This window comes from Streptomyces beigongshangae (assembly GCF_019710745.1).
Classification (GTDB): domain Bacteria; phylum Actinomycetota; class Actinomycetes; order Streptomycetales; family Streptomycetaceae; genus Streptomyces; species Streptomyces beigongshangae.
The window spans coordinates 1-24,729 of sequence record NZ_JAHKJW010000030.1; the positions used below are offsets into that span (position 1 = coordinate 1).

General features: G+C 71.4%; 22 protein-coding genes. 8 read left to right on the top strand and 14 right to left on the bottom strand.

The features are described from left to right. A partial coding sequence (locus KM933_RS22905; protein ID WP_221355127.1) for a serine/threonine-protein kinase occupies positions 1 to 1,082 on the bottom strand: 1,082 nt, incomplete at its 3' end. Between the two features lie 482 nt (positions 1,083 to 1,564). Next, the gene (locus KM933_RS22910) at positions 1,565 to 3,271 is read right to left on the bottom strand and encodes a glycerol-3-phosphate dehydrogenase/oxidase (protein WP_221355129.1); all 1,707 of its coding nucleotides are present in this window, start codon (positions 3,269 to 3,271) and stop codon (positions 1,565 to 1,567) included. A gap of 324 nt (positions 3,272 to 3,595) precedes the next feature. Here KM933_RS22910 and KM933_RS22915 point away from each other — a divergent pair, with 324 nt between their 5' ends. Next, on the top strand, positions 3,596 to 4,801 hold the full coding sequence (locus KM933_RS22915) for a nucleotide sugar dehydrogenase (RefSeq protein WP_221355131.1): 1,206 nt from the start codon (positions 3,596 to 3,598) through the stop codon (positions 4,799 to 4,801). Between the two features lie 588 nt (positions 4,802 to 5,389). Here the strand turns inward: KM933_RS22915 and KM933_RS22920 are convergent. The 4 genes from KM933_RS22920 to KM933_RS22935 all read right to left on the bottom strand — a co-directional run bounded on the left by KM933_RS22920 (position 5,390) and on the right by KM933_RS22935 (position 9,891). Further along, on the bottom strand, positions 5,390 to 6,514 hold the full coding sequence (locus tag KM933_RS22920; RefSeq protein WP_221355133.1) for a GuaB3 family IMP dehydrogenase-related protein: 1,125 nt from the start codon (positions 6,512 to 6,514) through the stop codon (positions 5,390 to 5,392). Between the two features lie 123 nt (positions 6,515 to 6,637). After that, the gene (gene guaB, locus KM933_RS22925; RefSeq protein ID WP_221355135.1) at positions 6,638 to 8,143 is read right to left on the bottom strand and encodes an IMP dehydrogenase; all 1,506 of its coding nucleotides are present in this window, start codon (positions 8,141 to 8,143) and stop codon (positions 6,638 to 6,640) included. 277 nt (positions 8,144 to 8,420) lie between these two features. Beyond that, complete coding sequence (locus KM933_RS22930) at positions 8,421 to 9,008, bottom strand: sigma-70 family RNA polymerase sigma factor (protein WP_221355138.1); 588 nt, start codon at positions 9,006 to 9,008, stop codon at positions 8,421 to 8,423. Positions 9,009 to 9,279: 271 nt separating this feature from the next. Then, positions 9,280 to 9,891 (bottom strand): response regulator transcription factor, encoded by a 612-nt coding sequence (locus KM933_RS22935; protein ID WP_003948568.1) that lies wholly within the window; start codon positions 9,889 to 9,891, stop codon positions 9,280 to 9,282. A gap of 380 nt (positions 9,892 to 10,271) precedes the next feature. On the opposite strand from KM933_RS22935, the gene KM933_RS22940 reads away from it, so the two are divergent. Beyond that, on the top strand, positions 10,272 to 10,595 hold the full coding sequence (locus KM933_RS22940; protein WP_221355140.1) for a WhiB family transcriptional regulator: 324 nt from the start codon (positions 10,272 to 10,274) through the stop codon (positions 10,593 to 10,595). 87 nt (positions 10,596 to 10,682) lie between these two features. Here the strand turns inward: KM933_RS22940 and KM933_RS22945 are convergent, their stop codons facing one another. Further along, positions 10,683 to 11,579: a LysR family transcriptional regulator gene (locus KM933_RS22945; protein WP_221355142.1), complete on the bottom strand. Its 897-nt coding sequence runs from the start codon at positions 11,577 to 11,579 to the stop codon at positions 10,683 to 10,685. Between the two features lie 80 nt (positions 11,580 to 11,659). Between KM933_RS22945 and KM933_RS22950 the strand changes: the two genes are divergently transcribed. The 4 genes from KM933_RS22950 (at position 11,660) to KM933_RS22965 (ending at position 15,505) form a co-directional block, all read left to right on the top strand. Continuing rightward, positions 11,660 to 12,373 (top strand): MOSC domain-containing protein, encoded by a 714-nt coding sequence (locus tag KM933_RS22950; RefSeq protein WP_221355144.1) that lies wholly within the window; start codon positions 11,660 to 11,662, stop codon positions 12,371 to 12,373. A gap of 77 nt (positions 12,374 to 12,450) precedes the next feature. Further along, positions 12,451 to 13,224 carry an SDR family NAD(P)-dependent oxidoreductase gene (locus tag KM933_RS22955; RefSeq protein WP_221355146.1) on the top strand — a complete coding sequence of 258 codons (774 nt, stop codon included), beginning with the start codon at positions 12,451 to 12,453 and terminating at the stop codon, positions 13,222 to 13,224. 324 nt (positions 13,225 to 13,548) lie between these two features. Next, positions 13,549 to 14,919 (top strand): AAA family ATPase, encoded by a 1,371-nt coding sequence (locus tag KM933_RS22960; protein ID WP_221355147.1) that lies wholly within the window; start codon positions 13,549 to 13,551, stop codon positions 14,917 to 14,919. Next, entirely contained in the window at positions 14,873 to 15,505 is a 633-nt protein-coding gene (locus KM933_RS22965) for an RloB family protein (RefSeq protein WP_221355149.1), read from the top strand. The genes KM933_RS22960 and KM933_RS22965 overlap by 47 nt, the downstream gene beginning before the upstream one ends. Positions 15,506 to 15,605: 100 nt before the next feature. Here the strand turns inward: KM933_RS22965 and KM933_RS22970 are convergent, their stop codons facing one another. The 4 genes from KM933_RS22970 to KM933_RS22985 all read right to left on the bottom strand — a co-directional run bounded on the left by KM933_RS22970 (position 15,606) and on the right by KM933_RS22985 (position 19,335). Beyond that, entirely contained in the window at positions 15,606 to 15,848 is a 243-nt protein-coding gene (locus KM933_RS22970; protein WP_308013512.1) for a DUF397 domain-containing protein, read from the bottom strand. Positions 15,849 to 16,004: 156 nt separating this feature from the next. Further along, positions 16,005 to 17,630, bottom strand: a complete 1,626-nt coding sequence (gene groL / locus KM933_RS22975) for a chaperonin GroEL (RefSeq protein WP_221355151.1) — start codon at positions 17,628 to 17,630, stop codon at positions 16,005 to 16,007. Between the two features lie 118 nt (positions 17,631 to 17,748). After that, complete coding sequence (gene groES, locus KM933_RS22980) at positions 17,749 to 18,057, bottom strand: co-chaperone GroES (protein ID WP_003998759.1); 309 nt, start codon at positions 18,055 to 18,057, stop codon at positions 17,749 to 17,751. Between the two features lie 330 nt (positions 18,058 to 18,387). After that, positions 18,388 to 19,335 (bottom strand): polysaccharide deacetylase family protein, encoded by a 948-nt coding sequence (locus KM933_RS22985; protein WP_221355153.1) that lies wholly within the window; start codon positions 19,333 to 19,335, stop codon positions 18,388 to 18,390. Between the two features lie 209 nt (positions 19,336 to 19,544). Here KM933_RS22985 and KM933_RS22990 point away from each other — a divergent pair, with 209 nt between their 5' ends. Further along, complete coding sequence (locus KM933_RS22990) at positions 19,545 to 20,786, top strand: class I SAM-dependent methyltransferase (RefSeq protein WP_308013513.1); 1,242 nt, start codon at positions 19,545 to 19,547, stop codon at positions 20,784 to 20,786. Positions 20,787 to 20,876: 90 nt separating this feature from the next. On the opposite strand, the gene KM933_RS22995 is transcribed toward KM933_RS22990, so the two are convergent. From KM933_RS22995 to KM933_RS23005, 3 genes are read right to left on the bottom strand one after another with little or no spacing between them, the layout of a single operon-like run. Next, complete coding sequence (locus KM933_RS22995) at positions 20,877 to 22,073, bottom strand: dipeptidase (protein WP_221355157.1); 1,197 nt, start codon at positions 22,071 to 22,073, stop codon at positions 20,877 to 20,879. A 5-nt stretch (positions 22,074 to 22,078) separates the two neighbouring features. Continuing rightward, entirely contained in the window at positions 22,079 to 22,606 is a 528-nt protein-coding gene (gene purE / locus KM933_RS23000; RefSeq protein WP_221355159.1) for a 5-(carboxyamino)imidazole ribonucleotide mutase, read from the bottom strand. Further along, positions 22,603 to 23,742 (bottom strand): 5-(carboxyamino)imidazole ribonucleotide synthase, encoded by a 1,140-nt coding sequence (locus KM933_RS23005; protein ID WP_221355161.1) that lies wholly within the window; start codon positions 23,740 to 23,742, stop codon positions 22,603 to 22,605. Before KM933_RS23005 ends, purE begins: the two co-directional genes overlap by 4 nt. Positions 23,743 to 24,009: 267 nt before the next feature. Here KM933_RS23005 and KM933_RS23010 point away from each other — a divergent pair, with 267 nt between their 5' ends. Beyond that, entirely contained in the window at positions 24,010 to 24,582 is a 573-nt protein-coding gene (locus KM933_RS23010) for a GtrA family protein (RefSeq protein WP_221355274.1), read from the top strand. The last annotated feature ends 147 nt before the right edge of the window (positions 24,583 to 24,729 follow it).

The following is a 24,729-nucleotide window of genomic DNA, read 5'->3' on the forward strand; positions in this document are numbered from 1 at the left end:
GACCGGCCGGCGGCGGTCCCGGCACCGGCCGCGGCGGCCCCCGCCGCCGCGGCCGCCGTGGCGCCCTTGGGTTTCCGTACGGAGCGCAGTGCCCCGCGCAGCCGCTCGCCGGGCTCCTCACTCTTCCTGCCGCTCCCCGGACTCCCCTTCTTCGAAGGGCTCTCCGGGGCCGGGGGGACGTCCGGCAGCGGCACGGCCTTCGTCGCGTCCGCCGGTTCGTCCCCGGGCTCGGGCGTGTGGATCACCTCGGTGAGCAACGCCCGTGCCCCGGCGTCGTCGAGGCGCTGCTCGGGGTCCTTGGCGAGCAGCCCGTAGATGACCTTCTCCAGCGGCCCCGCGTTCTTCGGCTGCTCCACCGGTTCGGTCATCACCGCGGTGAGCGTCGCTATGGCGGAGCCCTTGTCGTACGGCGGCACGCCTTCCACCGCCGCGTACAGCAGGCCGCCGAGCGACCACAGGTCGGCCGCCGGGCCCGGCTTGTGCCCCCGGGCCCGCTCCGGCGAGATGTACGAGGGCGCGCCGACCAGCATGCCGGTCGAGGTGATGGACGGGTCGCCCTCGACCTGGGCGATGCCGAAGTCCGTGAGCACGACCCGGCCGTCCTCGGCGATGAGCACGTTCGACGGCTTCACGTCGCGGTGCAGGATGCCCTCGCGGTGCGCGGAGCGCAGCACGTCGAGGATGGCGAGTCCCACCTCCGCCGCGCGCTTCGGCGTGAGCAGCCCGTCCTCACGGATGACCTCGGCCAGGGACTTGCCCTCGACCAGCTCCATCACGATCCAGGGCCGGTTGTCCTCGTCGACCACGTCGTAGACGGTCACCGCGCTGTTGTTGCGGATCCGCGCGATCGCCTTGGCCTCGCGGAAGGTCCGTGTGATCAGCCGCCGCTTCTCGTCCTCGTCGATGCGCGGCGGCAGCCGCAGCTCCTTCACCGCGACCGTACGGCCCAGTGTCTCGTCCTCCGCCCGCCACACGGTGCCCATGCCGCCGCGGCCGAGGACTCCTCCCAACCGGTACCGCCCGGCGAGGAGACGTTCACCATCGTCCTGACGGGATGCTCCCGCCTGCTCCGCCTCCGACATGCGTCCCCTCATGCAACCCGCCCTGACAGAGCCTTCATTGTCCCCCACTCGGACACCGCCCGACGCCCCGGGTGCCCCTCGCGGAGGCAATGCTTCCCCGAGGTGTCCCCCATCCGGCCCCCACCTGCCGTACGGTACGGGCCGTCCCCCGCCATGAGCTGCGCCGGGGGAGGGTCTGGATGCCGTCGCCGAGGGCACTTCCGGCCCTTCCGCCGTCCCTGGTCCTCCTCCCTCCGCCGAAGGTTCGCGTACCCCGTTCGGCCACGCGGAATCGGAAGCCCCCGCGAAAGCCGCGCCGGCGACCGCCACCGCGCCCCGCACGACGAACGGCACCACAGCCGGCACCACGGTCAGCGCCGCAGCCGGCAGCACGGTCAGCGCCGCAGCCGGCACCGCGGACGCCCCGTCCGACGACGCCCCGGCCTCAACCGGATGCCTCTCCCACGGAGTTCACCCTCCCGGTTCCCGAACTCCCGCCCCTGCTACAGCGGCACGATGTCCGGTGCCCCCAGCCGGGCCGCGTCGGCCGTCAGGTCGTCCGGCTGGCGCTGCGACTCCCGCTCCGCCTCCACCCGCTTCCGGTAGTGCTCGACCTCGCGTCCCTTCTGGTCCTCGTCCCAGCCCAGCACCGGTGCCATCAGCTCCGCGGCCTCCCGCGCGCTGCGCGTGCCCCGGTCGAAGGTCTCGATCGAGATGCGCGTCCGCCGCGTCAGTACGTCGTCCAGATGGCGCGCCCCCTCATGCGAGGCGGCGTAGACGATCTCGGCCCGCAGGTAGTTCTCGGCGGCGGGCAGCGGTTCGCCCAGCGGGGCGTCCGCGGCGATGAGGTCGAGCACCTCCTCGGCGAGCGACCCGTACCGGTTCAGCAGGTGTTCCACGCGCACCACGTGCAGGCCGGTCCGCGCGGCGATGCGCGCCCGCGCGTTCCACAGGGCCCGGTAGCCCTCGGCGCCGATCAGCGGGACGTCCTCGGTGACGCACTCCGCGACCCGCTGGTCGAGGCCGTGCACCGCCTCGTCCACCGCGTCCTTGGCCATCACCCGGTAGGTCGTGTACTTGCCGCCCGCCACGACCACGAGCCCCGGTACCGGATGCGCCACGGTGTGCTCGCGCGACAGCTTGCTCGTGGCGTCCGACTCACCGGCGAGCAGCGGCCGCAGTCCCGCGTACACACCCTGCACGTCGTCGCGTGTCAGCGGTACCGCGAGTACCGCGTTCACGTGTTCCAGCAGGTAGTCGATGTCGGCGCTGGACGCCGCCGGGTGCGCCTTGTCCAGGTCCCACTCGGTGTCCGTCGTCCCGACGATCCAGTGCCGGCCCCAGGGGATCACGAACAGCACGGACTTCTCGGTGCGCAGGATCAGCCCGCTCGTCGAGTGGATCCGGTCCTTCGGCACGACCAGGTGGATGCCCTTGGAGGCCCGGACGTGGAACTGGCCCCGCTCCCCGACCATGGCCTGGGTGTCGTCCGTCCACACCCCGGTGGCGTTGACCACCTGTCTGGCGCGGACCTCGTACTCGCCGCCGCCCTCGCGGTCCTGCACCCGGGCCCCGACGACCCGCTCGCCCTCGCGCAGGAAGCCGGTCACCCGCGCGTGGTTGGCGACCTGCGCCCCGTACGCCGCCGCCGTGCGCACCAGGGTCGTCACGTAGCGGGCGTCGTCCATCTGGGCGTCGTAGTACTGCAGGGCGCCGACCAGGGCGTCCTTCTTCAGCGCGGGGGCGACGCGCAGCGCGTGCCGCCGGGAGAGGTGGCGGTGCACCGGCAGGCCGCGCCCGTGGCCGCGCGCCATCGACATCGCGTCGTAGAGCGCGACGCCCGAACCGGCGTACAGCCTCTCCCACCCCTTGTGCCGCAGGGGGTACAGGAACGGAACGGGCTTCACGAGGTGCGGCGCGAGCCGCTCCAGCAGCAGTCCGCGCTCCTTGAGCGCCTCCCGTACGAGCGCGAAGTCGAGCATCTCCAGATAGCGCAGGCCGCCGTGGACGAGCTTGCTCGACCGGCTCGACGTGCCGGACGCCCAGTCGCGCGCCTCGACCAGGCCGGTGGCGAGGCCGCGGGTCACGGCGTCCAGGGCGGTGCCCGCGCCGACCACGCCCGCTCCCACGACCAGTACGTCCAGTTCGCGCTCGGCCATCGCCGCGAGTGACCCGGCGCGCTCCGCCGGTCCCAGTGTCGCCTTCCGCACAGTTGCCTCCCGCTGTCTGCCGCGCCGTCCGCCGCGCCGGGCCCGTCACCCGTCCGGCGAGGACCTGCTCACCCGCCCCCTGCTCTGCGCCTCGTGCTCCGTGCCCCATGCCCCCATAGTGACCGCGCCGGCCATCGACGGCCACCACCGGCGATCCGCCTGTGGACAACTCCCGGCGGCTTCGGCGATTTCCGGAGAAACACAGCCGGACAATCCCGCATATCGGTCATATTTACTCCTAGTCTGACATTGCACTCGCCCGTTCTGTCCACAGGGCTGGCGCCCGCGTCCCACTCCGGCTACAGGGAAGGACGGCCCACCGCCGTGCCCGCAGATCTCGCCGTCATCGGCCTCGGCCAGCTCGGCCTGCCCCTGGCCCGGGCCGCCGCCTCCACCGGCATCCCCACCCTCGGTTACGAGTGCGGCGACCCCGCGCCGCTGGCCGCCGCCGACCTGCGCCGGATGCTCTCGACGGGATTCCGGCCGACCGGCGACCCGGCCGAACTCGGCCGCGTACGCACGGCCGTCATCTGCGCTCCCACCCCGCCCGGCGCGGACGGGGCGCTCGACCTGGGGCAGGTGGCGACCGCCGCCCGCACCCTGGCCGCGCAGCTGCGCCCGCACACCACGGTGATCCTGGAGTCCCCCGTGTATCCGGGGACCACGGAGGAGTACCTCCGGCCGCTCCTGGAAGAGGGGTCCGGGCTCCGGGCGGGCCGCGACTTCCACCTGGCGTATTCGCCCAGCCGGGTCGACCCGGGCAACCGCGACCACGGCCTCGCCAACACGCCGAAGGTCATCGGCGGGCTCACCCCCGCCTGCACCGAGTCGGCCGCCGCGTTCTACGGCCGCCTCACCGACAAGGTCGTCCGCGCGCGCGGCCCCCGCGAGGCGGAGACCGTGCAGCTCCTGGAGACCCACTACCGGCACGTGAACATCGCCCTGGTCAACGAGATGGCCCTGCTCTGCCACGACCTGGGCGTCGACCTGTGGGACGTCATCCGCTGCGCCGAGACCAAGCCGTTCGGCTTCCATGCCTTCCGTCCCGGCCCCGGGGTGGGCGGCCACGCCGTCCCACGGGACCTCGCGGGCCCGCGGACGCGCTCCCTGCGCATGGTCGAACTGGCCCAGCAGGTCAACGACCACATGCCCCGGTACGTCGTCCAGCGCGCGGCCGCGCTCCTCAACGAGCACGGCAAGTCGGCCCGCGGCGCGCGCGTGCTGCTCCTCGGCGTGACCTACAAGGCCGACCACGCGGACCAGCAGGGCTCCCCCGCCCGGGAGATCGCGACCCGCCTGATGGAACTGGGTGCCGCCGTCAGCTACCACGACCCGCACGTCCCGTCCTGGAGCATCCTCGACCGCCCGGTCCCGCGCGTGGACTCCCTCTACGAGGCGGCGGCCGGCGCGGACCTGACGATCCTGCTCCAGCAGCACCGCACGTACGACCTCCAGGGCCTGTCGGTGAAGGCCCAGCTGCTGCTGGACACCCGCGGGGCGACTCCCACGGGGGCGGCGCACAGGTTGTGAGGAGGGGCGCCCGACACGGCCGGACCCCCTGTCGCCGGTGTCGAACGGCGCCCGCCGCCGGTACCGTACGGAAACAGGTGGAGCCCACCGCAGCGGGTACTGCGGCAGGCTCCTGGATGGTTCACGGAGTGTCCGCCCCTAGTTGTTCTGGGGGCGGCCGCTCGCCATCCGAAAATCCGCAGAACCCACCTCCTCCGGCACTTCACCGTCCGCAGACGGATCCGGTCCCAGCGGGTGGGCTTGCGGTGGCGGCCCATGGGCGGCCCCCTTCCACGATGCCGCCCATCGACCCGGCAGGCGGTCCGTCGAACTCGGGCCGGGTCCCGAGGGCCGGGGTCCGGAACGATGTCCCTGGAAGGGGGCGCCCACACCACTGGAGCGCCGAACACGGACGTTATCGCCCCGACACGGTCGTTTCCCGCGCATTCGCCCCGAAGGCAACCGTGCGCCCCCGTCCACGAAACTCGCCTCCGCCCGGTCCTCCGGGCACGCGAAGGGGCCCGGTCACTCACCCCTGTGAGCGACCGGGCCCCTTCCTATGTCGTACTCATGTCGTACGTCCCGGCTCAGGCCGAGCGCGGCGTCATGTCACCGCTTGTGCTGGGCGTCCGCCACCGTGACCTCGACCCGCTGGAACTCCTTGAGCTCGCTGTAGCCGGTCGTGGCCATCGCACGGCGCAGGGCGCCGAAGAAGTTCATCGAGCCGTCGGGCGTGTGCGAGGGGCCCAGCAGGACCTCCTCGATGGTGCCGACGGTGCCGAGGTCGACCTTCTTGCCGCGCGGCAGCTCCTCGTTGACGGCCTCCATGCCCCAGTGGTTGCCGCGGCCGGGCGCGTCCGTCGCGCGGGCGAGCGGGGAGCCCATCATCACCGAGTCGGCACCGCAGGCGATGGCCTTGGGCAGGTCGCCGGACCAGCCGACGCCGCCGTCCGCGATCACGTGCACGTACCGGCCGCCGGACTCGTCCATGTAGTCGCGGCGGGCGGCGGCCACGTCGGCGACCGCGGTCGCCATCGGGACCTGGATGCCCAGCACGTTGCGCGTGGTGTGCGCGGCGCCGCCGCCGAAGCCCACCAGCACACCGGCGGCGCCCGTGCGCATCAGGTGCAGGGCCGCCGTGTACGTGGCGCAGCCGCCGACGATGACCGGCACGTCCAGCTCGTAGATGAACTGCTTCAGGTTCAGCGGCTCGGAGGCGCCCGAGACGTGCTCCGCCGAGACCGTCGTACCGCGGATGACGAAGAGGTCGACGCCCGCGTCCACGACGGCCTTGGAGAACTGGACGGTGCGCTGCGGGGAGAGCGCGGCCGCGGTGACCACGCCCGAGTCGCGCACCTCCTTGATGCGCCGCCCGATCAGCTCCTCCTTGATGGGAGCCGCGTAGATCTCCTGGAGGCGGCGGGTCGCGGTCCCGGCGTCCAGCTCCACGATCTCGTCGAGGAGCGACTGCGGGTCCTCGTGCCTGGTCCACAGTCCTTCGAGGTTGAGGACCCCCAGACCGCCGAGCTCGCCGATGCGGATGGCGGTCGCCGGCGAGACGACCGAGTCCATGGGAGCGGCCAGGAACGGCAGCTCGAAGCGGTAGGCGTCGATCTGCCAGGCGATCGAGACCTCCTTCGGGTCCCGCGTACGGCGGCTCGGGACGACGGCGATGTCGTCGAAGGCGTACGCCCGGCGGCCGCGCTTGCCGCGCCCGATCTCGATCTCAGTCACGTGTGTGGCCTTTCCCTCTTCGGTTCTGCGCGTTCCAGTATCCCCGACACATACGGCACATACGGCGAGGGCGGTCCCGGAAGCCCCGGGACCGCCCTCGAACGTGTCGCTGCCGTGCCGCCGCTACTGGCCGCGGCTGTAGTTCGGTGCCTCGACGGTCATCTGGATGTCGTGCGGGTGGCTCTCCTTGAGGCCCGCCGACGTGATCCGCACGAACCGGCCCTTGGTCTCCATCTCGTCGATGGAGGCGGCGCCGACGTAGCCCATGGTCTGGCGCAGCCCACCGACGAGCTGGTGCAGCACGTTCGCCAGGGGGCCGCGGTAGGGCACCTGGCCCTCGATGCCCTCGGGGACGAGCTTGTCGTCGGAGGCCACCTCGGCCTGGAAGTAGCGGTCCTTCGAGTACGACCTGCCCTGGCCGCGGGACTGCATGGCGCCGAGCGAGCCCATGCCGCGGTACGACTTGAACTGCTTGCCGTTGATGAAGAGCAGCTCGCCGGGCGACTCCTCGCAGCCGGCCAGGAGGCTGCCGAGCATCACCGTGTCGGCGCCGGCGGCCAGCGCCTTTCCGATGTCCCCGGAGTACTGCAGGCCGCCGTCGCCGATGACCGGCACACCCGCGGCGCGGGCCGCGAGGGCCGCCTCGTAGATGGCGGTGACCTGCGGGACGCCGATGCCGGCGACCACGCGCGTCGTACAGATCGAGCCGGGTCCCACGCCCACCTTGACGCCGTCCACACCGGCGTCGACCAGCGCCTGGGCGCCGTCGCGGGTCGCCACGTTGCCGCCGATGACGTCCACGCCGACGCTCGACTTGATCTTCGCCATCCAGGCGAGGGCGTTGCTGTTGTGCCCGTGCGAGGTGTCGACGATCAGGAAGTCCACACCGGCCTCGGCGAGCGCCTGGGACCGCTCCAGCGCCTCGGGGCTGGCACCGACGGCGGCGCCCACCAGGAGGCGGCCCTCGGCGTCCTTCGCGGCGTTCGGGTACTTCTCGGCCTTGACGAAGTCCTTGACCGTGATGAGGCCCTTGAGGACGCCCGCGTCGTCGACCAGCGGCAGCTTCTCGATCTTGTGGCGGCGCAGCAGCTCCATGGCGTCGTTCCCGGAGATGCCCACCTTGCCGGTGACCAGCGGCATCGGGGTCATGACCTCGCGCACCTGACGGGAGCGGTCGGTCTCGAAGGCCATGTCGCGGTTGGTGACGATGCCGAGCAGCTTCTTGTTGCCGTCGGTGACCGGCACGCCGCTGATGCGGAACTTGGCGCACAGGGCGTCGGCCTCGGCGAGCGTCGCGTCCGGGTGCACCGTGATCGGGTCGGTGACCATGCCGGACTCGGAGCGCTTCACCAGGTCGACCTGGTTGACCTGGTCCTCGATGGAGAGGTTGCGGTGCAGTACGCCGACACCGCCCTGGCGGGCCATGGCGATCGCCATCCGGGACTCGGTGACCTTGTCCATGGCCGCCGAGAGCAGCGGGATGTTCACGCGCACGTTGCGGGAGATGCGGGACGAGGTGTCGACCGCGTTGGGCAGCACTTCCGAAGCGCCCGGCAGCAGCAGCACGTCGTCGTAGGTCAGCCCGAGTGTCGCGAATTTCTCGGGCACTCCGTCGACGTTTGCAGTCATGACACCTTCCCCAAATGGCCTTGATCGGTGCGGATGCCCATGCTAACGGGAAGCACGGCTGTCTCATTCCACGCTCACGGACGCCCCGGCGCCCGTCCGCCCCGTGGGTCCGTACGGGCCGGGTGGGCGCTCCGTTCATCACCCGCCGGCGGGTGCCGGTGCGTGCCGGCCCGCGGCGGTGCGTACCGACCGGTGCCGGTGCGTACCGACCGGTGCCGCTCCGTACCGGCGCGGGTCCCGCGGGCAGTCCCGTCCACTGCTCCGCCGGTGCCCGCGGCTACTGCTCCGCCAGTGCCCGCAGCCGGCTGAGCGCCCGGTGCTGGGCGACCCGGACCGCGCCGGGTGACATTCCCAACATCTGTCCGGTCTCCTCGGCCGTGAGGCCCACCGCGATCCTCAGCAGGAGCAGTTCCCGCTGGTTCTCGGGGAGGTTGGCCATGAGCTTCTTCGCCCATGCCGCGTCACTGCTGAGGAGGGCACGCTCCTCGGGGCCGAGCGAGTCGTCGGGCCGCTCGGGCATCTCGTCCGACGGCACGGCCGTCGAGCCGGGATGGCGCATCGCGGCCCGCTGCAGATCCGCCACCTTGTGTCCGGCGATGGCGAAGACGAACGCCTCGAAGGGGCGCCCGGTGTCCTTGTAACGAGGCAGTGCGAGCAGCACCGCGACGCAGACCTCCTGTGCCAGGTCCTCCACGAAGTGCCGCGCGTCGCCCGGGAGCCGGGACAGCCGCGTACGGCAGTAGCGGATGGCCAGCGGATGCACATGCGCGAGGAGGTCGTGCGTGGCCTGCTCGTCGCCCTCGACCGCGCGGTGGACGAGCGCACCGATCGCCCCTTGGGCATGAGCCGCCTCGTCGTCATGCATCGGTCCATGGTGCCTTGGCGTCGTCCGCTCCGTGGCACCGCGTCCGTAGTTGTGCACCGAAGCGTTATGAGCAGGTGCGCCGGAACTCATCTCCTGCGCCCTCCCCTCCCGCTCGACCGACTCGTTCCCGAGGAACTCCACACCTCAAGGATGCGGCATCCGCCGGGAAACGGGGATCGAGTACCCCGAGGGCACCCTCCGATCCCCCGTCGGGCCCGGTCCCGCCCGCCTTCCGGCGGGCGGGGAGCCCCGTACCCCCGTGGCGGTACACCTAGCGGACCAGGCCCCATCGGAACCCGAGCGCCACCGCGTGCGCGCGGTCCGAGGCGCCGAGTTTCTTGAAGAGCCGGCGGGCGTGCGTCTTGACGGTGTCCTCGGAGAGGAACAGCTCACGGCCGATCTCGGCGTTCGACCGGCCGTGGCTCATGCCCTCCAGGACCTGGATCTCCCGCGCGGTGAGGGTCGGCGCCGCACCCATCTCGGCCGACCGGAGTCTGCGCGGGGCGAGTCGCCAGGTCGGGTCGGCGAGGGCCTGGGTGACGGTCGCCCGCAGCTCGGCGCGGGAGGCGTCCTTGTGGAGGTAGCCGCGGGCACCGGCGGCGACCGCGAGGGCCACGCCGTCCAGGTCCTCGGCGACGGTGAGCATGATGATGCGCGCACCGGGGTCGGCGGACAGCAGCCGCCGAACCGTCTCCACGCCGCCCAGACCGGGCATGCGCACGTCCATCAGAATCAGGTCCGAACGGTCGGCACCCCAGCGGCGGAGGACTTCCTCGCCGTTGGCCGCCGTGGTCACGCGCTCTACGCCGGGCACGGTCGCCACCGCGCGGCGGAGCGCCTCTCGGGCAAGCGGGGAGTCGTCGCAGACGAGGACGGATGTCATGGCCGTCCTCCGCAGCTGATGCGCGTCACCTTGGGCCTCCAGGCTGGTACGAAATCGTCACCTGTGCGGTCGACCGTCTCGGACGCCTGCCCGAGCGCTTGTTCTTTCAACCGCCTCGCACACTCAACGACGGTCACTCGAAAGAGTTACGGGGCGGTGAGCCACCTTCGGCACTCTACGTGAGGGGACGGACACGGCGCAGACACCCACGGCAGACTCTCAAGGTTTCATCACAACCAATGCCCCATTTAGACGCTTTTGCTTCTATTTGTCAGCGTGTGGAGATAGATTCGCAATGAGTCATATTTTCATCTCCTTAGATCGCAGATGTACAGCGTCAGGCGCGTAACCGATCGAAGTGGCCACAAGGGGACAAAGCAATGGCAGATTTCTCCCGCCTTCCCGGACCGAACGCGGATCTGTGGGACTGGCAGCTCCTCGCGGCCTGCCGAGGGGTCGACAGCTCGCTCTTCTTCCATCCCGAGGGTGAGCGCGGTGCGGCACGGAGCGCCCGTGAGAACTCGGCCAAAGAAGTCTGCATGCGGTGCCCTGTGCGGGCGCAGTGCGCGGCACACGCCCTGGCGGTGCGCGAGCCGTACGGCGTGTGGGGCGGCCTGACCGAGGACGAGCGCGAGGAACTCATGGGACGGGCCCGCAACCGCCTGGTCCCGGCCTCGGGCGGGGGCACCCCGCCACCCCGATGAAGGAACGTTTCTCTAAACCGGCACGCACGCGCGTGCCCGCCTCTTCCGTCCCCCCGGCACCCCGACCCGTCCCGCAGGACCGGGCGCTCAGCGGGCCGCGGCCCCGGCCAGCTGGTCCAGCGTGGCCGCCACGGCAGGCACCTGGGCCAGATCCGGCAGGGTGAGAGCGACGATCTCCCGCTGCAGCACCGGTTCCACCGTCACTGTGCGTGCCCCCTTGGGGCGTACGGATTCGATGGCCAGTTCGGGCAGGACCGCGACCCCGAGCCCCGCGCCCACCAGTCCGACCACGGCCGGATAGTCGTCGGTCGCGAAGTCGATGCGAGGGGTGAAGCCCGCGCTCTCGCAGACCTCGACGAGCTGGCCCCGGCAGCGGGGACAGCCGGCGATCCACGGCTCACCGGCGAGATCGCCGATGGCGACCGCCCCCGCGCGGGCGAGCCGGTGGCCCTCGGGGACCAGGCCGACGAGCCGGTCCGTGAGCAGCGGGCGGATCACCAGGTCGTCCCACTCCTCGGCGCCCGGCGCCCCCTCGTACCGGAAGGCGAGGGTCACGTCGCAGTCGCCCCCGCGCAGCATCTCCACCGAACGCGGCGGCTCGGCCTCCTCCAGGGAGACCCGTGTGCCGGGGTGCGCGGCGCGCAGGGCGGCGAGCGCGGTCGGCACGAGCGTGGAACTCCCGCTGGGGAACGAGACCAGGCGCACCCGGCCCGCCCGCAGGCCCGCGATGGCGGCGACCTCCTCCTCCGCGGCGGTGAGGCCGGCGATGATCCCCGCGGCGTGCCGGACGAGGGCCTCGCCGGCCTGGGTCAGCCGCATCTCACGGCCCGTACGGACCAGGAGCGGCGTACCGACGGAGGCTTCGAGCGCCTTCATCTGCTGGCTCACGGCGGGCTGGGTGCAGCCCAGGTCGCGCCCCGCCGCCGAGAAGGAGCCGGTGGCGGCGACGGCACGCAGGACGCGCAGATGACGGGCCTCTATCACCCTTCGAGCATAAGCGAATCTTGGACACGAGGACGAATATCGCGTCGACGCTTTGGCCTCTTGTCGCCTAGCGTGCGGTCATGAAGCTTCTCTCTGTGAATCTGGGCAGGCCCGAGGCCGTCGACTACACGAGCCAGGCCGAGGGCCTGACCGGGATCGACAAGCGCCCGGTGGACGGGCCGGTGCGGGTGAGCGCGCCCGGGCCCAAGGGTGTCGGCGGGAGCGGTCTCGCCGGGGACGCGGTGTGCGAGCTGCGGCACCACGGCGGGAACGACCAGGCGGTGTACGCCTTCGCGCGCGAGGACCTGGACGACTGGGAGCGCGAGCTGGGGCGGCCGCTGGCCGGCGGGACGTTCGGGGAGAACCTCACGACGGAGGGGATCGACGTGTCCGGGGCCAGGATCGGGGAGCGCTGGCGCGTCGGCCCCGAGGTCGTCCTGGAGGTCACGTCGGGGCGGGTCCCCTGCCTCACCTTCCAGGGGCACCTGGGCGAGCAGGGCTGGGTCAGGCGCTTCACCCGGAAGGGCGCGACCGGCGCGTACCTGCGGGTCATCGAGCCCGGGGAGATACGGGCGGGCGATCCGGTGGAGATCGTGCACCGGCCGGACCACGAGGTCACCGCCGCCTTCTCGTTCCGCGCGGCCACGCTCGAACGGACGCTGCTGCCAAGGGTGCTGGCCGCGGGGGACGCCCTGCACCCGGAGATACGGGACATGGCGCGGAAGTACGTCGAGAAGCACGGCGGCGTCGAGAAGCACGACGGCGCCGGGAAGCACGACGGTGCCGAGGTGTGAACGGAACACCGGCCACGGGCGTTCCCCCGGGTCCCGTACGGCACGGAGGGCGCGCGGCGGGTCACTAACCTGGGCCCATGACAACGGCTCTGATTACGGGATCGACCGCGGGCATCGGCGCCGCCTTCGCACGACGGCTGGCCGCCGACGGGCACAACCTCGTGCTGGTGGCGCGCGACACGGAGCGGCTCGGCGAGCAGGCGACGGAACTGCACGACCGGCACGGCATCGAGGCGGAGGTGCTGACGGCGGACCTGGCGACGGACGCGGGCATCGAGGCGGTGGCCGCCCGCCTCTCGGACCCCAGAGCCGCGATCGACCTGCTCGTCAACAACGCGGGCTTCGGCAACAAGGGCCTCTATCTGGACGTACCGATGGCGGACGAGCTGAGGATGCTCAAGGTGCACTGCGAGGCGGTGCTCCGGCTGACGTCGGCCGCGGCCGGAGCGATGCGCGAGCGCGGGCGCGGCGGTGTCGTCAACGTCGCCTCGACGGCGGCGTTCCTGCCGCGCGGCACGTACGGGGCGTCGAAGGCGTGGGTGGTGCAGTTCACCCAGGGCGTGGCGAAGGACCTGGCGGGCAGCGGTGTCCGGCTGATGGCGCTGTGTCCCGGGTTCGTGCGGACCGAGTTCCACGAGCGGGCCGGGATGGGCACGGACAACATCCCCGGCTGGATGTGGCTGGACGCCGACAAGGTGGTCGCCGCCGCGCTGGCCGACCTGGCGCGCGGCAAGGTGCTGTCCATTCCGGACCCGCGCTACAAGACCCTGATGGGCGTGGCGAAGGTGGCTCCGCGGGGACTGCTCGGCGGCATCAGCTCGAAGGCGGGCCGCAGGTACGGACCGAAGTGAGCGCGCGGGAGCGGTATCGGTGTCGGTACCGCCCCCGGGCACCGCTCCTCGTGCGGCGAACGCGTCGGCTCCTGTGCATCCGGTACGACAGCTAGCCGGCCGGAAGCCGGACCAGGGATCCACGATCGCCGTCCGGCCGGCCCCGGAAGCGCGTCAACCGCTGGCGCGTTCGCCCGCCCGATTGCCCGGTTTCGCTTGCCAGCCTCCCTCTCGAACGATTCACTTGCACGAAGTGCGGTGAAACTAGTAGTGGGGGAACCGTCGGCGCGGAACCGTACGGGGTGACCGACAAGGACGGGCGGGAAGCCGACAGGGGAGGTGCTCATGCTGCTGAACTTCCGGGTGGCCAATCACAGGTCGATACGGGATGAGCTGGAGTGGCAGCTCCATCCGGTGTACGACAGCGACCGGCCGGCGGGCACCTCCTGGCGGGCCGTCCCGGTGGCGGGCATCTTCGGTTCCAACGCGGCGGGCAAGTCGAACGTGGTGGACGCGTTGCGTTTCATGGCCGACATGGTCAGCCGTTCCCACCTGCTGGCGGAGGACGGCGAGGGCGTCGGGCGGCACCCCTTCCTCCTGGACACCGTGGCTCCCGCCGACTCGTCCTGGTACGCCGCCGACCTGCTGCTGCGCGGGGTGCGGTACGTGTACGGCTTCGAACTCGACGACGAGTCCGTGACCGGTGAGTGGCTCTACTCCTATCCCGAGGGCCGCAAGCGGGTGGTGTTCGAGAGGGACGGGGAGAAGTTCCACGTCGGCAGCACGCAGCAGGAGCAGAAGGAGTTGCACACGGTCGCGGACGTGACCGCTCCGAACGCCCTCTTCCTGTCGATGGCGGCACGGTCCCGGGCGTCGGTCGGTCCGGTGGCTCGGGTGTACCGCTGGTTCCGTCGCGACGTGATCTTCAGCGGTCCCGCCGTGAGCACGGCTCTCCGCGGCCGTCCCCTCTTCACCCGGCATCTGGCGCGCCGTCTGGAGAGCCTGGGCGAGCCGGCACATCTGCGGGAACTGCTGCGGGCCGCCGACCTCGGCATCGAGGACTACCGGGTGGAGTCGGTCGAGGAGGACATGTACGCGGACACCAGGCCGCGGCTCAAGGCCCAGCCCCCTCCGGACGGCAGACAGCAGGATCTCCTGTCCGAGATGCCGGCGTCGAGACCACGGCGCATGCGCCACGAGCTGCTGCTGCGGCACACCGGTCGGAACGGTTCGTTCGAACTGCCGCTGTCCGCGGAGTCCGCCGGGACCCAGACGCTCGTGGACTACGCCTTCGCGCTGGACCAGGTGACCCGGTCGGGCGGCACCCTCGTCGTCGACGAACTGGACAGCAGTCTGCACCCACGCCTGAGCGCGTTCCTCGTCGGCCTCTTCCAGGATCCGGAGCGCAATCCGCTCGGCGCCCAGCTCCTCTTCACCAGCCATGACGCGAGCCTGCTCGGCCGCAGGGCCGGAGAGGACATCCTGAAACGCGACCAGATCTGGTTCGCGACGAAGAACGAGTACGGGGAGACGTCGCTCTACCCGCTCTCGGATTTCCGGCCCCGGCAGGAGGAGAACCGGGAGCGCCGTTATCTGGACGGAAGTTATGGGGCGGTGCCGCGGATCGACGACACGTTCGCGTTCGCGGTCGCCGGACGAGGGGGAGCGGATGGCGAGGCAGCCGAAACCGGACGGCCGGAGGGCTCCGAGACGTGAGTCGAGCCTGCGCCGCAGACCTCCCCACCGTGAACCGTTACCGCCCGTCCTGGTGGTGTGCGGCGCGAGGAACACCGAACCGGCCTATTTGCGCGGGCTGTTGAAGAACGTCGACAACCGGGCCGTCGATGTGAAGATCAAGATATGTGACAAGGACCCGGTCTCGGTGGTCCGGCACGCCAAGGACGAACGGGACAGGGCGCGCGGCCACTACAAGTGGACGTGGTGCGTCCTGGACGTCGACGAGTTCGCCCACCTCGAAGAAGCCCTCCGCCTCGCCGAATCCGAGCGCATCGACGTCGCCCTGTCCAACCCCTGCTTCGAGCTGTGGCTGCTCCTCCACTTCCGCGACCACCGGGCCGCCGTGACCGATTTCCGGCAGGCCAGGGAGCGCCTTCTCCCCCACCATCCCGGCTACAGCAAGATCGCCCGTGAATTCGACTTCGAGCGCTACCGCGCGGGATGGCCGACGGCGGTCGAGCGAGCGGAAAAACTCGCCCTGCCGGGTGAGGAGCACAAGGTGAACCCGTCGAGCGGCATGTGGCGGCTGGTCCGGCAGATCGTGCCGGAGCATCTGCAGACCTGACCACCACACCAACCGAACCGCTGCCTCCGCCGCAGCGAACCACTGCCTCCGCCGCATCGGCCCGGTGCCACGCCCCGTCCAAGGAGGCGACCGCCTCCGCTCAACCGCGTACGGCCGTCCGCACGAACGCCGTCCACTGGGTGGCGGGGACACCGATGCCCGCCACGTCCGGCCGCCTGGAGTCTCGGACGTGCACGGTGGGCCCTGCCGTAGCGACCTCGGCGCACTGCCCTCCGTCTCCTGCGCTGCAACTGCTTTTCACCCAGGTCGGCTCGGCTACCTGATCAACCCTCCCCGATACATACCGACACATACCGATACACCCCGATAAGCCCTGGATCATGACTCGTTCCGAGCCGGAAGGGGGTCCGGTCCCAGAGGGCGGGGCCGGCCCCAGGGGTGGCCGGGGGCGTGTGCGGGAGCTTCTGACAGTCCGAAGGCCCGGTGTCCTGTCGTGTGACAGGACACCGGGCCCTCAGGTGTGGATCAGCGGACTGCGTCAGTGCGAGTGGCCGTGACCGCCGTGGCCCGCCTCGGCCTCTTCCTCGGCCGGCTTCTCGACGACCAGGGTCTCGGTCGTGAGGAGCAGGGAGGCGATGGAGGCGGCGTTCTCCAGGGCGGAGCGGGTGACCTTGACCGGGTCGATGACGCCGGCCTTGACCAGGTCGCCGTACTCGCCGGTCGCGGCGTTGAAGCCCTGGCCCTTGTCGAGCTCGGCGACCTTGGAGGTGATGACGTAGCCCTCCAGGCCGGCGTTCTCGGCGATCCAGCGCAGCGGCTCGACGGCGGCCTTGCGGACGACGGCGACACCGGTCGCCTCGTCGCCGGTCTTGCCGAGGTTGTCCTCCAGGACCTTCACGGCGTGGACGAGCGCGGAGCCACCACCGGAGACGATGCCCTCCTCGACCGCGGCGCGGGTCGCGGAGATGGCGTCCTCCAGACGGTGCTTCTTCTCCTTCAGCTCCACCTCGGTGGCGGCACCGACCTTGATCACGCACACGCCGCCGGCCAGCTTCGCGAGGCGCTCCTGGAGCTTCTCGCGGTCCCAGTCGGAGTCCGTGGTCTCGATCTCGGCCTTGATCTGGTTGACGCGGCCGGCCACGTCGGCGCTGTTGCCGCTGCCGTCGACGATGGTCGTGTCGTCCTTGGTGACGGTCACGCGGCGGGCGGAGCCCAGCACGTCCAGGCCGACCTGGTCGAGCTTGAGGCCGACCTCCTCGGCGATGACCGTGGCGCCGGTGAGCGTGGCGATGTCACCGAGCATGGCCTTGCGGCGGTCACCGAAGCCCGGGGCCTTGACGGCCACCGCGTTGAAGGTGCCGCGGATCTTGTTCACGACCAGGGTCGACAGGGCCTCGCCCTCGACGTCCTCGGCGATGATCAGCAGCGGCTTCGAGGCGTTGGACTGGATGACCTTCTCAAGGAGGGGCAGCAGGTCCTGGATCGAGGAGATCTTGCCCTGGTGGATCAGGATGTACGGGTCGTCGAGGACGGCCTCCATACGCTCCTGGTCGGACACCATGTACGGGGACAGGTAGCCCTTGTCGAAGGCCATGCCCTCGGTGAAGTCGAGCTCCAGACCGAAGGTGTTGGACTCCTCGACGGTGATGACACCGTCCTTGCCGACCTTGTCCATCGCCTCGGCGATGAGCTCGCCGACCTGGCTGTCCTGGGCGGACAGACCGGCGACGGCGGCGATGTCGGACTTCTCGTCGATCGGGCGCGCGGTCGCGAGGAGCTCCTCGGAGACCGCGGCGACGGCGGCGTCGATGCCCTTCTTCAGGAGGGCGGGGGACGCGCCGGCGGCGACGTTCTTCAGGCCTTCGCGCACGAGCGCCTGGGCGAGCACGGTGGCGGTGGTCGTACCGTCACCCGCGATGTCGTTGGTCTTGGTCGCCACCTCCTTCACCAGCTGGGCACCGAGGTTCTCGTACGGGTCGTCGAGCTCGACCTCGCGGGCGATGGTGACACCGTCGTTGGTGATGGTGGGGGCGCCGAACTTCTTGTCGATGACGACGTTGCGGCCCTTGGGGCCGATCGTCACCTTGACCGTGTCGGCAAGCTTGTTGACGCCGCGCTCGAGGGCACGACGGGCGTCCTCGTCGAACTTCAGGATCTTCGCCATGGAGCTGATTCAGTCCTCTCGAAAAAAACGAACGGCGCCCCCAGCACCCGGCTTTTCCGTACTCGTGCTGCAGTACTCGCGGGGGCCGGGGGCGCAGTTCGGAGCAAACCCGGGTGAATTACTTCTCGATGATCGCGAGCACGTCGCGAGCCGAGAGGACGAGGTACTCCTCGCCGTTGTACTTCACTTCGGTGCCGCCGTACTTGCTGTACAGCACGATGTCGCCGGTCTTCACGTCGAGCGGAAGACGCTCGCCGTTCTCGAAGCGGCCCGGACCCACGGCAAGGACGACGCCCTCCTGGGGCTTCTCCTTCGCGGTGTCCGGGATGACCAGGCCAGAGGCGGTGGTCTGCTCGGCGTCGAGCGGCTGGACCACAATGCGGTCCTCGAGCGGCTTGATGGCAACCTTGGAGCTGGTGGTCGTCACGATCCGACCTCCCCCTTCGGAGATCTCACGGGGTTAACTGTCTGAGGTGGCGACCAGGTGGATCCGTCGTCGCGGGTGCCGGACCTGCCCGTCGCTATTGGCACTCTCCTGCGGTGAGTGCCAGAGCTGAGACTATGACTGTGATTAGCACTCGGTCAAGCGGAGTGCCAGTTGCCTCCGGCGGATGGCGGAGATTCGGGGCTCACCCGGTCCGCGCGAACGCCCTGTGGCCGCGCCCCCGCAACCCCGCCGATTCCGTCCGCGGGCTCGGTGGAGGGCTGCTCGCGCGGTTCCCCGCGCCCCCGGATGGCCGCGGGCGAGACCTCTCCACTAGAGGTAGTCCTCCAGGCGGGCCGGCGTGAGGCCCGCCTCCTGGACGCGGCGCAGCAGCGCGGTCGTCGACGCCGTGAGACTCGTACCGCTCCGGCCCTCGGGACAGTGGAGGATGTCGCCCGGCCGGAGCGGGTCCCCGTCGCGCCACAGGACGACCGCCGTGATCCCGCAGCCGGCCGCCGCTCGCAGCGTGTCGGCGTCGTACTCGCCGTAGGGCGGCCGGAAGAGGCGGGGACGGATACCGAAGCGCTGCTTGAGCTTGTCCTGCTGGCCGCAGATCTCGGCCCGCTGGCCCGCGTACGACAGGCCCGGCAGGTACGGGTGGTGCAGGGTGTGGTTCTGCACGCTCGCGCCGACCGCGCGCAACCTGCCGAAGTGGGCGTACCCCGGCCCGGCGACGCTGTCCGTGAGGAACATGCCGACCGGCAGCCGCAGTTCGCGTACCAGGTCGACGAACCGCGGGTCCTTCTCGGCTCCGTCGTCGAAGGTCAGGAAGACGACCTTGTCGCGGGTCGGGACGCGGTCCACGACGGGCGGCAGACCGGGTCCGGCGGCACGTACCGGAGGCCGCCGGGCGGGCGGTGACGGCGCCGGGGCGAGCGGGGCGTCCAGACCCCAGCGGCGGTACGCGTCCTCGGGCGGCCCGTGCGCGGCCGCCTCCCGCGCGGCCTTCCCGCCCAGCCGTCCGACGGGGCCGACGGAGTCGGCGGGATCGGCGGAGGCGACCGGATCGGCGGAGGCGACCGGATCGGCGGGATCAGCGGGATCGGCGGGAGGGGCGCAGCCGGAGAGGGAGCCGGAGAGGCAGAGCGTTCCGGCGAGCAGGGCGGCGGCAACCGCCCGTCCGGCGGTCGCGGCGATCGTCCCCCCGGCGGTCGTGGTGATCGCCCGTCCGGCGTTCACGGTGATCGCCCGTCGGGGGGCGGTGATCCTCCGCTTCCTCATGGCCGGATCCGCGGCCGCGGGCCCGCGAGGGCTTGCCGCGCGGCTCCCCGCGCCCCCGAGGGGGCATCCGCGCCACCTCCATTCGCCGGATTATCACCGTTTTGTCGTACGAGTCGCATGGCGGCATATCCTCGCGGGTCGCACTCCCCGCACGCCCCCGACACATCCGGTGGACGCATGCCGTCCTCCGGCTGGCCCACAATGGGGCCGTGAACGATCTCGACCCGCTCGACCCGCTCGCCTCCTTCGCCGCGCTGCTCACCCCCGAGGGGCGCGGGCTCCTCGACGAGGTGCGCGGTACCGAACCGGAGCGGGAGCTGGCCGTGGCGACGCGGCTGCGGCGGAAGCATCCCGCCGCGCTGGTGTCGGCCGCGCTCGGGCAGGCGCGGCTGCGGCAGCGGGCCGCCGTGAAGTTCGGCGCGGCCGACGCGGACCGGATGTTCTTCACGCCGAACGGGGTGGAGCAGTCGACCCGGGCGAGCGTCGCCGCGTACCGCGCCGCGCGGTTCCGCGAGCTCGGCGTGCGGTCCGTGGCCGACCTGTGCTGCGGCATCGGCGGTGACGCCGTCGCGCTGGCCCGGGCCGGCATCCGGGTCCTGGCCGTCGACCGGGACCCGCTGACCGCGGCCGTTGCGCGGGCCAACGCCGAGGCGCTCGGCCTCGACGGGCTGATCGAGGTGCGCGAGGCGGACGTCACCGAGGTCTCCACCGACGGGTACGACGCCGTGTTCGTGGATCCCGGGCGCCGGGGCGGGCGGGGGCGCGTCTTCGATCCCGAGGCATACTCACCGCCGCTGTCCTGGGCCGTCCGGGCGGCCCTCAAGGCGCCTGTCGCCGCGCTGAAGGTCGCCCCCGGCATCCCCCACGAGGCCGTTCCCGCCGAGGCCGGGGCCGAGTGGATCTCGGACTCGGGGGACGTGAAGGAGGCCGTGCTGTGGTTCGGCACGCGGGAGGCCACGCGGGAGGCGGGCTCCGTGCGCGCGACCCTGCTGCCCGGACCGCGCACCCTCCTCGGCCGCGGCCTGCCCGATCCGGCGGTGCGGCCCGTGGGAAGGTTCCTGTACGAGCCCGACGGCGCCGTCATCCGCGCGCACCTCGTCGCCGAGGTCGCCGGGGAACTGGACGGCGGAGGACTGGTCGACGAGACCATCGCCTACATCACGGCGGACTCCGCAACGCCCACCCCGTACGCCACCGCCTACGAGATCACCGACCGGCTGCCGTTCAACGTCAAGAAGCTGAAGGCCCTCCTGCGGCAGCGCGAGGTCGGCGTCCTGACCGTCAAGAAGCGCGGATCGGCGGTCGAGCCGGAGGAACTGCGGCGCAAGGTGAAGCCGCAGGGGCCGCACTCCGCGACCGTGTTCCTGACGCGCGTGCAGGGCGCCCCGACCATGCTCCTGGGACACCCCGCCGCGCTCGGCGGCCAGCCGCGGCCGTCAGTCGACGGCTGACGGCTGACGGCGCTGACGCCGCTGATGACAGCCGTGCAGGGTGTCAGCGGCGTGCGTGCGTCAGCGGCATGCGTGCGCCGGCCGCGTGCGTCAGCCGTCCAGTTGCTCCGGCGTGGCGTTCGACGGGCCCCTGCGGGACTGCTCGTCGCGTGCCACGTCCTCCGCTGCGGACAGCACCCGCACCGAGTTCTGCCAGGTCAGCTTGGCGAGGTCGGCCCTGGACCAGCCGCGGTCCAGGAGCTCTGCGATCAGGTTCGGGTACCCGGAGACGTCACCGAGGCCCTCGGGCGTGAAGGGCGTGCCGTCGTAGTCGCCGCCGATGCCGAGGTGGTCGACACCCGCCACCTCGCGCATGTGGTCGAGGTGGTCGGCGACCGTCGAGACGGTCGCGACGGGGCGGGGGCGGGACTCCTCGAACGCGTGGTGCACCTTCATCGCCTCGGCGGTCGAGTCGAGGGGGTGGAAGCCGTGCGCACGCATGTTCTCGTCCGCCGCGGCCGTCCAGTCGACGGCGGCCTGCAGGACGAACTTCGGCACGAACGTCACCATCGCCACACCGCCGTTCGCGGGCAGGCGCTCCAGCACGTCGTCCGGGATGTTGCGCGGGTGGTCGCAGACCGCGCGCGCGGACGAGTGGGAGAAGATCACCGGCGCGACGGACGTGTCCAGCGCGTCCCGCATGGTCGTGGCGGCCACGTGGGAGAGGTCCACCAGCATGCCCAGGCGGTTCATCTCGCGCACGACCTCGTGGCCGAAGGGCGACAGACCGCCGGCGGCCGGTTCGTCCGTCGCCGAGTCCGCCCACGCGATGTTGTCGTTGTGGGTGAGGGTCATGTACCGGACCCCCAGCTCGTACAGGCCGCGCAGGGTGGCGAGCGAGTTGTCGATCGAGTGCCCGCCCTCGGCGCCCATCAGCGAGGCGATCCGGCCCTCGGCGCGGGCCGCCTCCATGTCCGCGGCGGTCAGGGCGGCGCGCAGGTCCGCCGGGTGGCGCTCGATGAGCTGCCGTACGCAGTCGATCTGTTCGAGGGTCGCCGTCACCGCGCCGGGCAGGTCCGAGCGCACGTACACCGACCAGTACTGCGCGCCGACACCGCCCGCGCGCAGCCGCGCCAGGTCGGTGTGCAGGTGGGCGCTCTGGTCCTGGGCGATGTCGCGGGCACCGAGGTCGTAGCGGACCTGCTCGCGCAGCGCCCAGGGGAGGTCGTTGTGCCCGTCGACCACGGGGAACTCGGCGAGGAACGCGCGGGCGCCGTCGAGGGAGGGCGTGTCCGTGAGAGAGACCATGTCCGTCACTTCCCGAAGCCGAAGCCGTTGCCCGTGCCGCCCTCGACCTTGGAGCGCAGCCGCCTGCCCTTCTCGGTGGCCTGGTCGTTCAGGTCCTGCTGGAACTCGCGCATCCGGCCGAGCAGTTCCCCGTCCTGCGTGGCCAGGATGCGGGCGGCGAGCAGGCCGGCGTTGCGCGCACCGCCCACCGAGACCGTGGCGACCGGGACACCCGCGGGCATCTGGACGATCGACAGCAGCGAGTCCATGCCGTCCAGGTACTTCAGCGGGACCGGCACGCCGATCACGGGCAGCGGGCTGACCGAGGCGAGCATGCCGGGCAGGTGGGCCGCGCCGCCCGCACCGGCGACGAGCACCTTCAGGCCGCGTCCGGCCGCCTCCTCGCCGTACGCGATCATCTCGCGCGGCATCCGGTGCGCGGAGAGCACGTCGACCTCGTACGCGATCTCGAACTCGTCGAGGGCCTTCGCGGCCGCCTCCATGACGGACCAGTCGGAGTCCGACCCCATGACAATGCCTACGACAGGACTCATTCGGTGATCGTTCCTCTGAGGTAGCCGGCTGCGTGACGGGCGCGTTCCAGCACGTCGTCGAGGTCGTCGCCGTAGGTGTTGACGTGGCCCACCTTGCGGCCGGGCTTCACGTCCTTTCCGTACATGTGGATCTTGAGCCGGGGGTCGCGGGCCATGCAGTGCAGGTACGCGGAGTACATGTCGGGGTAGTCGCCGCCCAGGACGTTGACCATGACCGTCCAGGGCGCGCGGGGGCGCGGGTCGCCGAGCGGCAGGTCGAGGACCGCGCGGACGTGGTTGGCGAACTGTGAGGTGATCGCGCCGTCCTGGGTCCAGTGGCCGGAGTTGTGCGGGCGCATCGCCAGCTCGTTGACGAGGAGGCGGCCGTCGCGCGTCTCGAAGAGCTCCACGGCGAGGTGGCCGACGACGCCGAGCTCCTTCGCGATGCGCAGGGCCAGCTCCTCGGCCCGCAGCGCGAGCTCCTCGGAGATGCCGGGCGCGGGCGCGATCACGGTGTCGCAGACCCCGTCGACCTGCTGGGACTCGACCACCGGGTACGCCACCGCCTGGCCGTGCGGCGACCGTACGACGTTGGCGGCCAGCTCGCGGGCGAAGTCGACCTTCTCCTCGGCGAGGACCGGGACGCCCGCCCGGAAGGGGTCCCCGGCGTCGGCCGCGGACCGGACGACCCACACGCCCTTGCCGTCGTAGCCGCCGCGGACGGTCTTCAGGACGACCGGGAAGCCGTCCCCCTCGGCGGCGAACGCGGCCACGTCCGCGGGATCGCTCACGATCCGGTGCCGCGGGCACGGCACACCGATGCTCGTGAGCTTCGTGCGCATCACGCCCTTGTCCTGGGCGTGCACGAGCGCGTCGGGTCCGGGGCGCACGGGGATGCCGTCCGCCTCCAGCGCCCGCAGATGCTCGGTGGGCACGTGTTCGTGATCGAAAGTGATCACGTCGCAGCCCCGCGCGAAGGCCCGCAGCGTGGCGAGGTCGCGATAGTCGCCCACGACGACCTCGCCGACCACCTGCGCCGCAGAATCCTGGGGCGTGTCACTGAGAAGCTTGAACCTGATGCCGAGAGGGATGCCCGCCTCGTGTGTCATACGAGCGAGCTGGCCCCCGCCGACCATGCCGACCACCGGGAATGTCACGCCCCCAGGGTATCGGCCACATCGAGCCACCCCCGTCGCGGGCCCGGCCGCCGCAGGACCGGCCGCCGCAGGACCGGCCGCCGCGGGCCCGGCCGCCCGGAGGTGACCACCGCGGGCGTGATCACCACGGGCTCCGCGTGCTCGTCACATCCCGGCCACATCTTGGACTCCGGGCCGGGCGACCGGGGGAACCGCTGGTTAGCATGGCGGTGTCGACGAAGGTTGACGAAAATGACGTATCCGACGAGACGGGGGCTGGGCGGCACCATGGGAAAAGGTGGTACACGCAGGGCCCATGCCAGACCACCCAGTGCCGTCCGCATGCGCATCGAACGTCTGACCAGGGAAATCGCCAAGTTCGGCGCGGTCGGCGGCGCCGGTCTGCTCGTCAACCTGATCGTGTTCAACCTGGTCCGCAGCACCACCGACCTCCAGGTCGTCCGGGCCAGTGTGATCGCCACGGTCGTCGCGATCGTCTCCAACTACATCGGTTTCCGCTACTTCACGTACCGCGACCGCGACAAGAGCGGCCGGACCAAGGAACTGACGCTGTTCGTGCTGTTCAGCGCGATCGGCCTGGTCATCGAGAACGGCGTCCTCTTCGTCGCCACGTACGGCCTGGGCTTCGACAGCCCCCTCGCGAGCAACGTCTTCAAGTTCGTCGGCATCGGCGTCGCGACGCTCTTCCGCTTCTGGTCCTACCGCACCTGGGTCTTCCGGGTCGCCCCGGCCCATGAGGCGGTGGCCGGCGCCGAATCGTTCCTGGAGGACCCGGCGGCGTACCTCCGCGACGAGGACCGCCCCCCGAGCCGGCTCCGCCAGATCCAACGCGTCCGCTAGCCGGGCTCCCCGAGGGCGCGGGGCGCCTCTTAGGGGCGCGGGGAACTGCGCGACCAGCCCCCACCGGCCAGCAGCCGCCCTCAACGCCCCAAGCCGGCGCAGACCCGGCGCAGATCCAGCGCAGACCCGGCGCAAGACCCAGCGGAG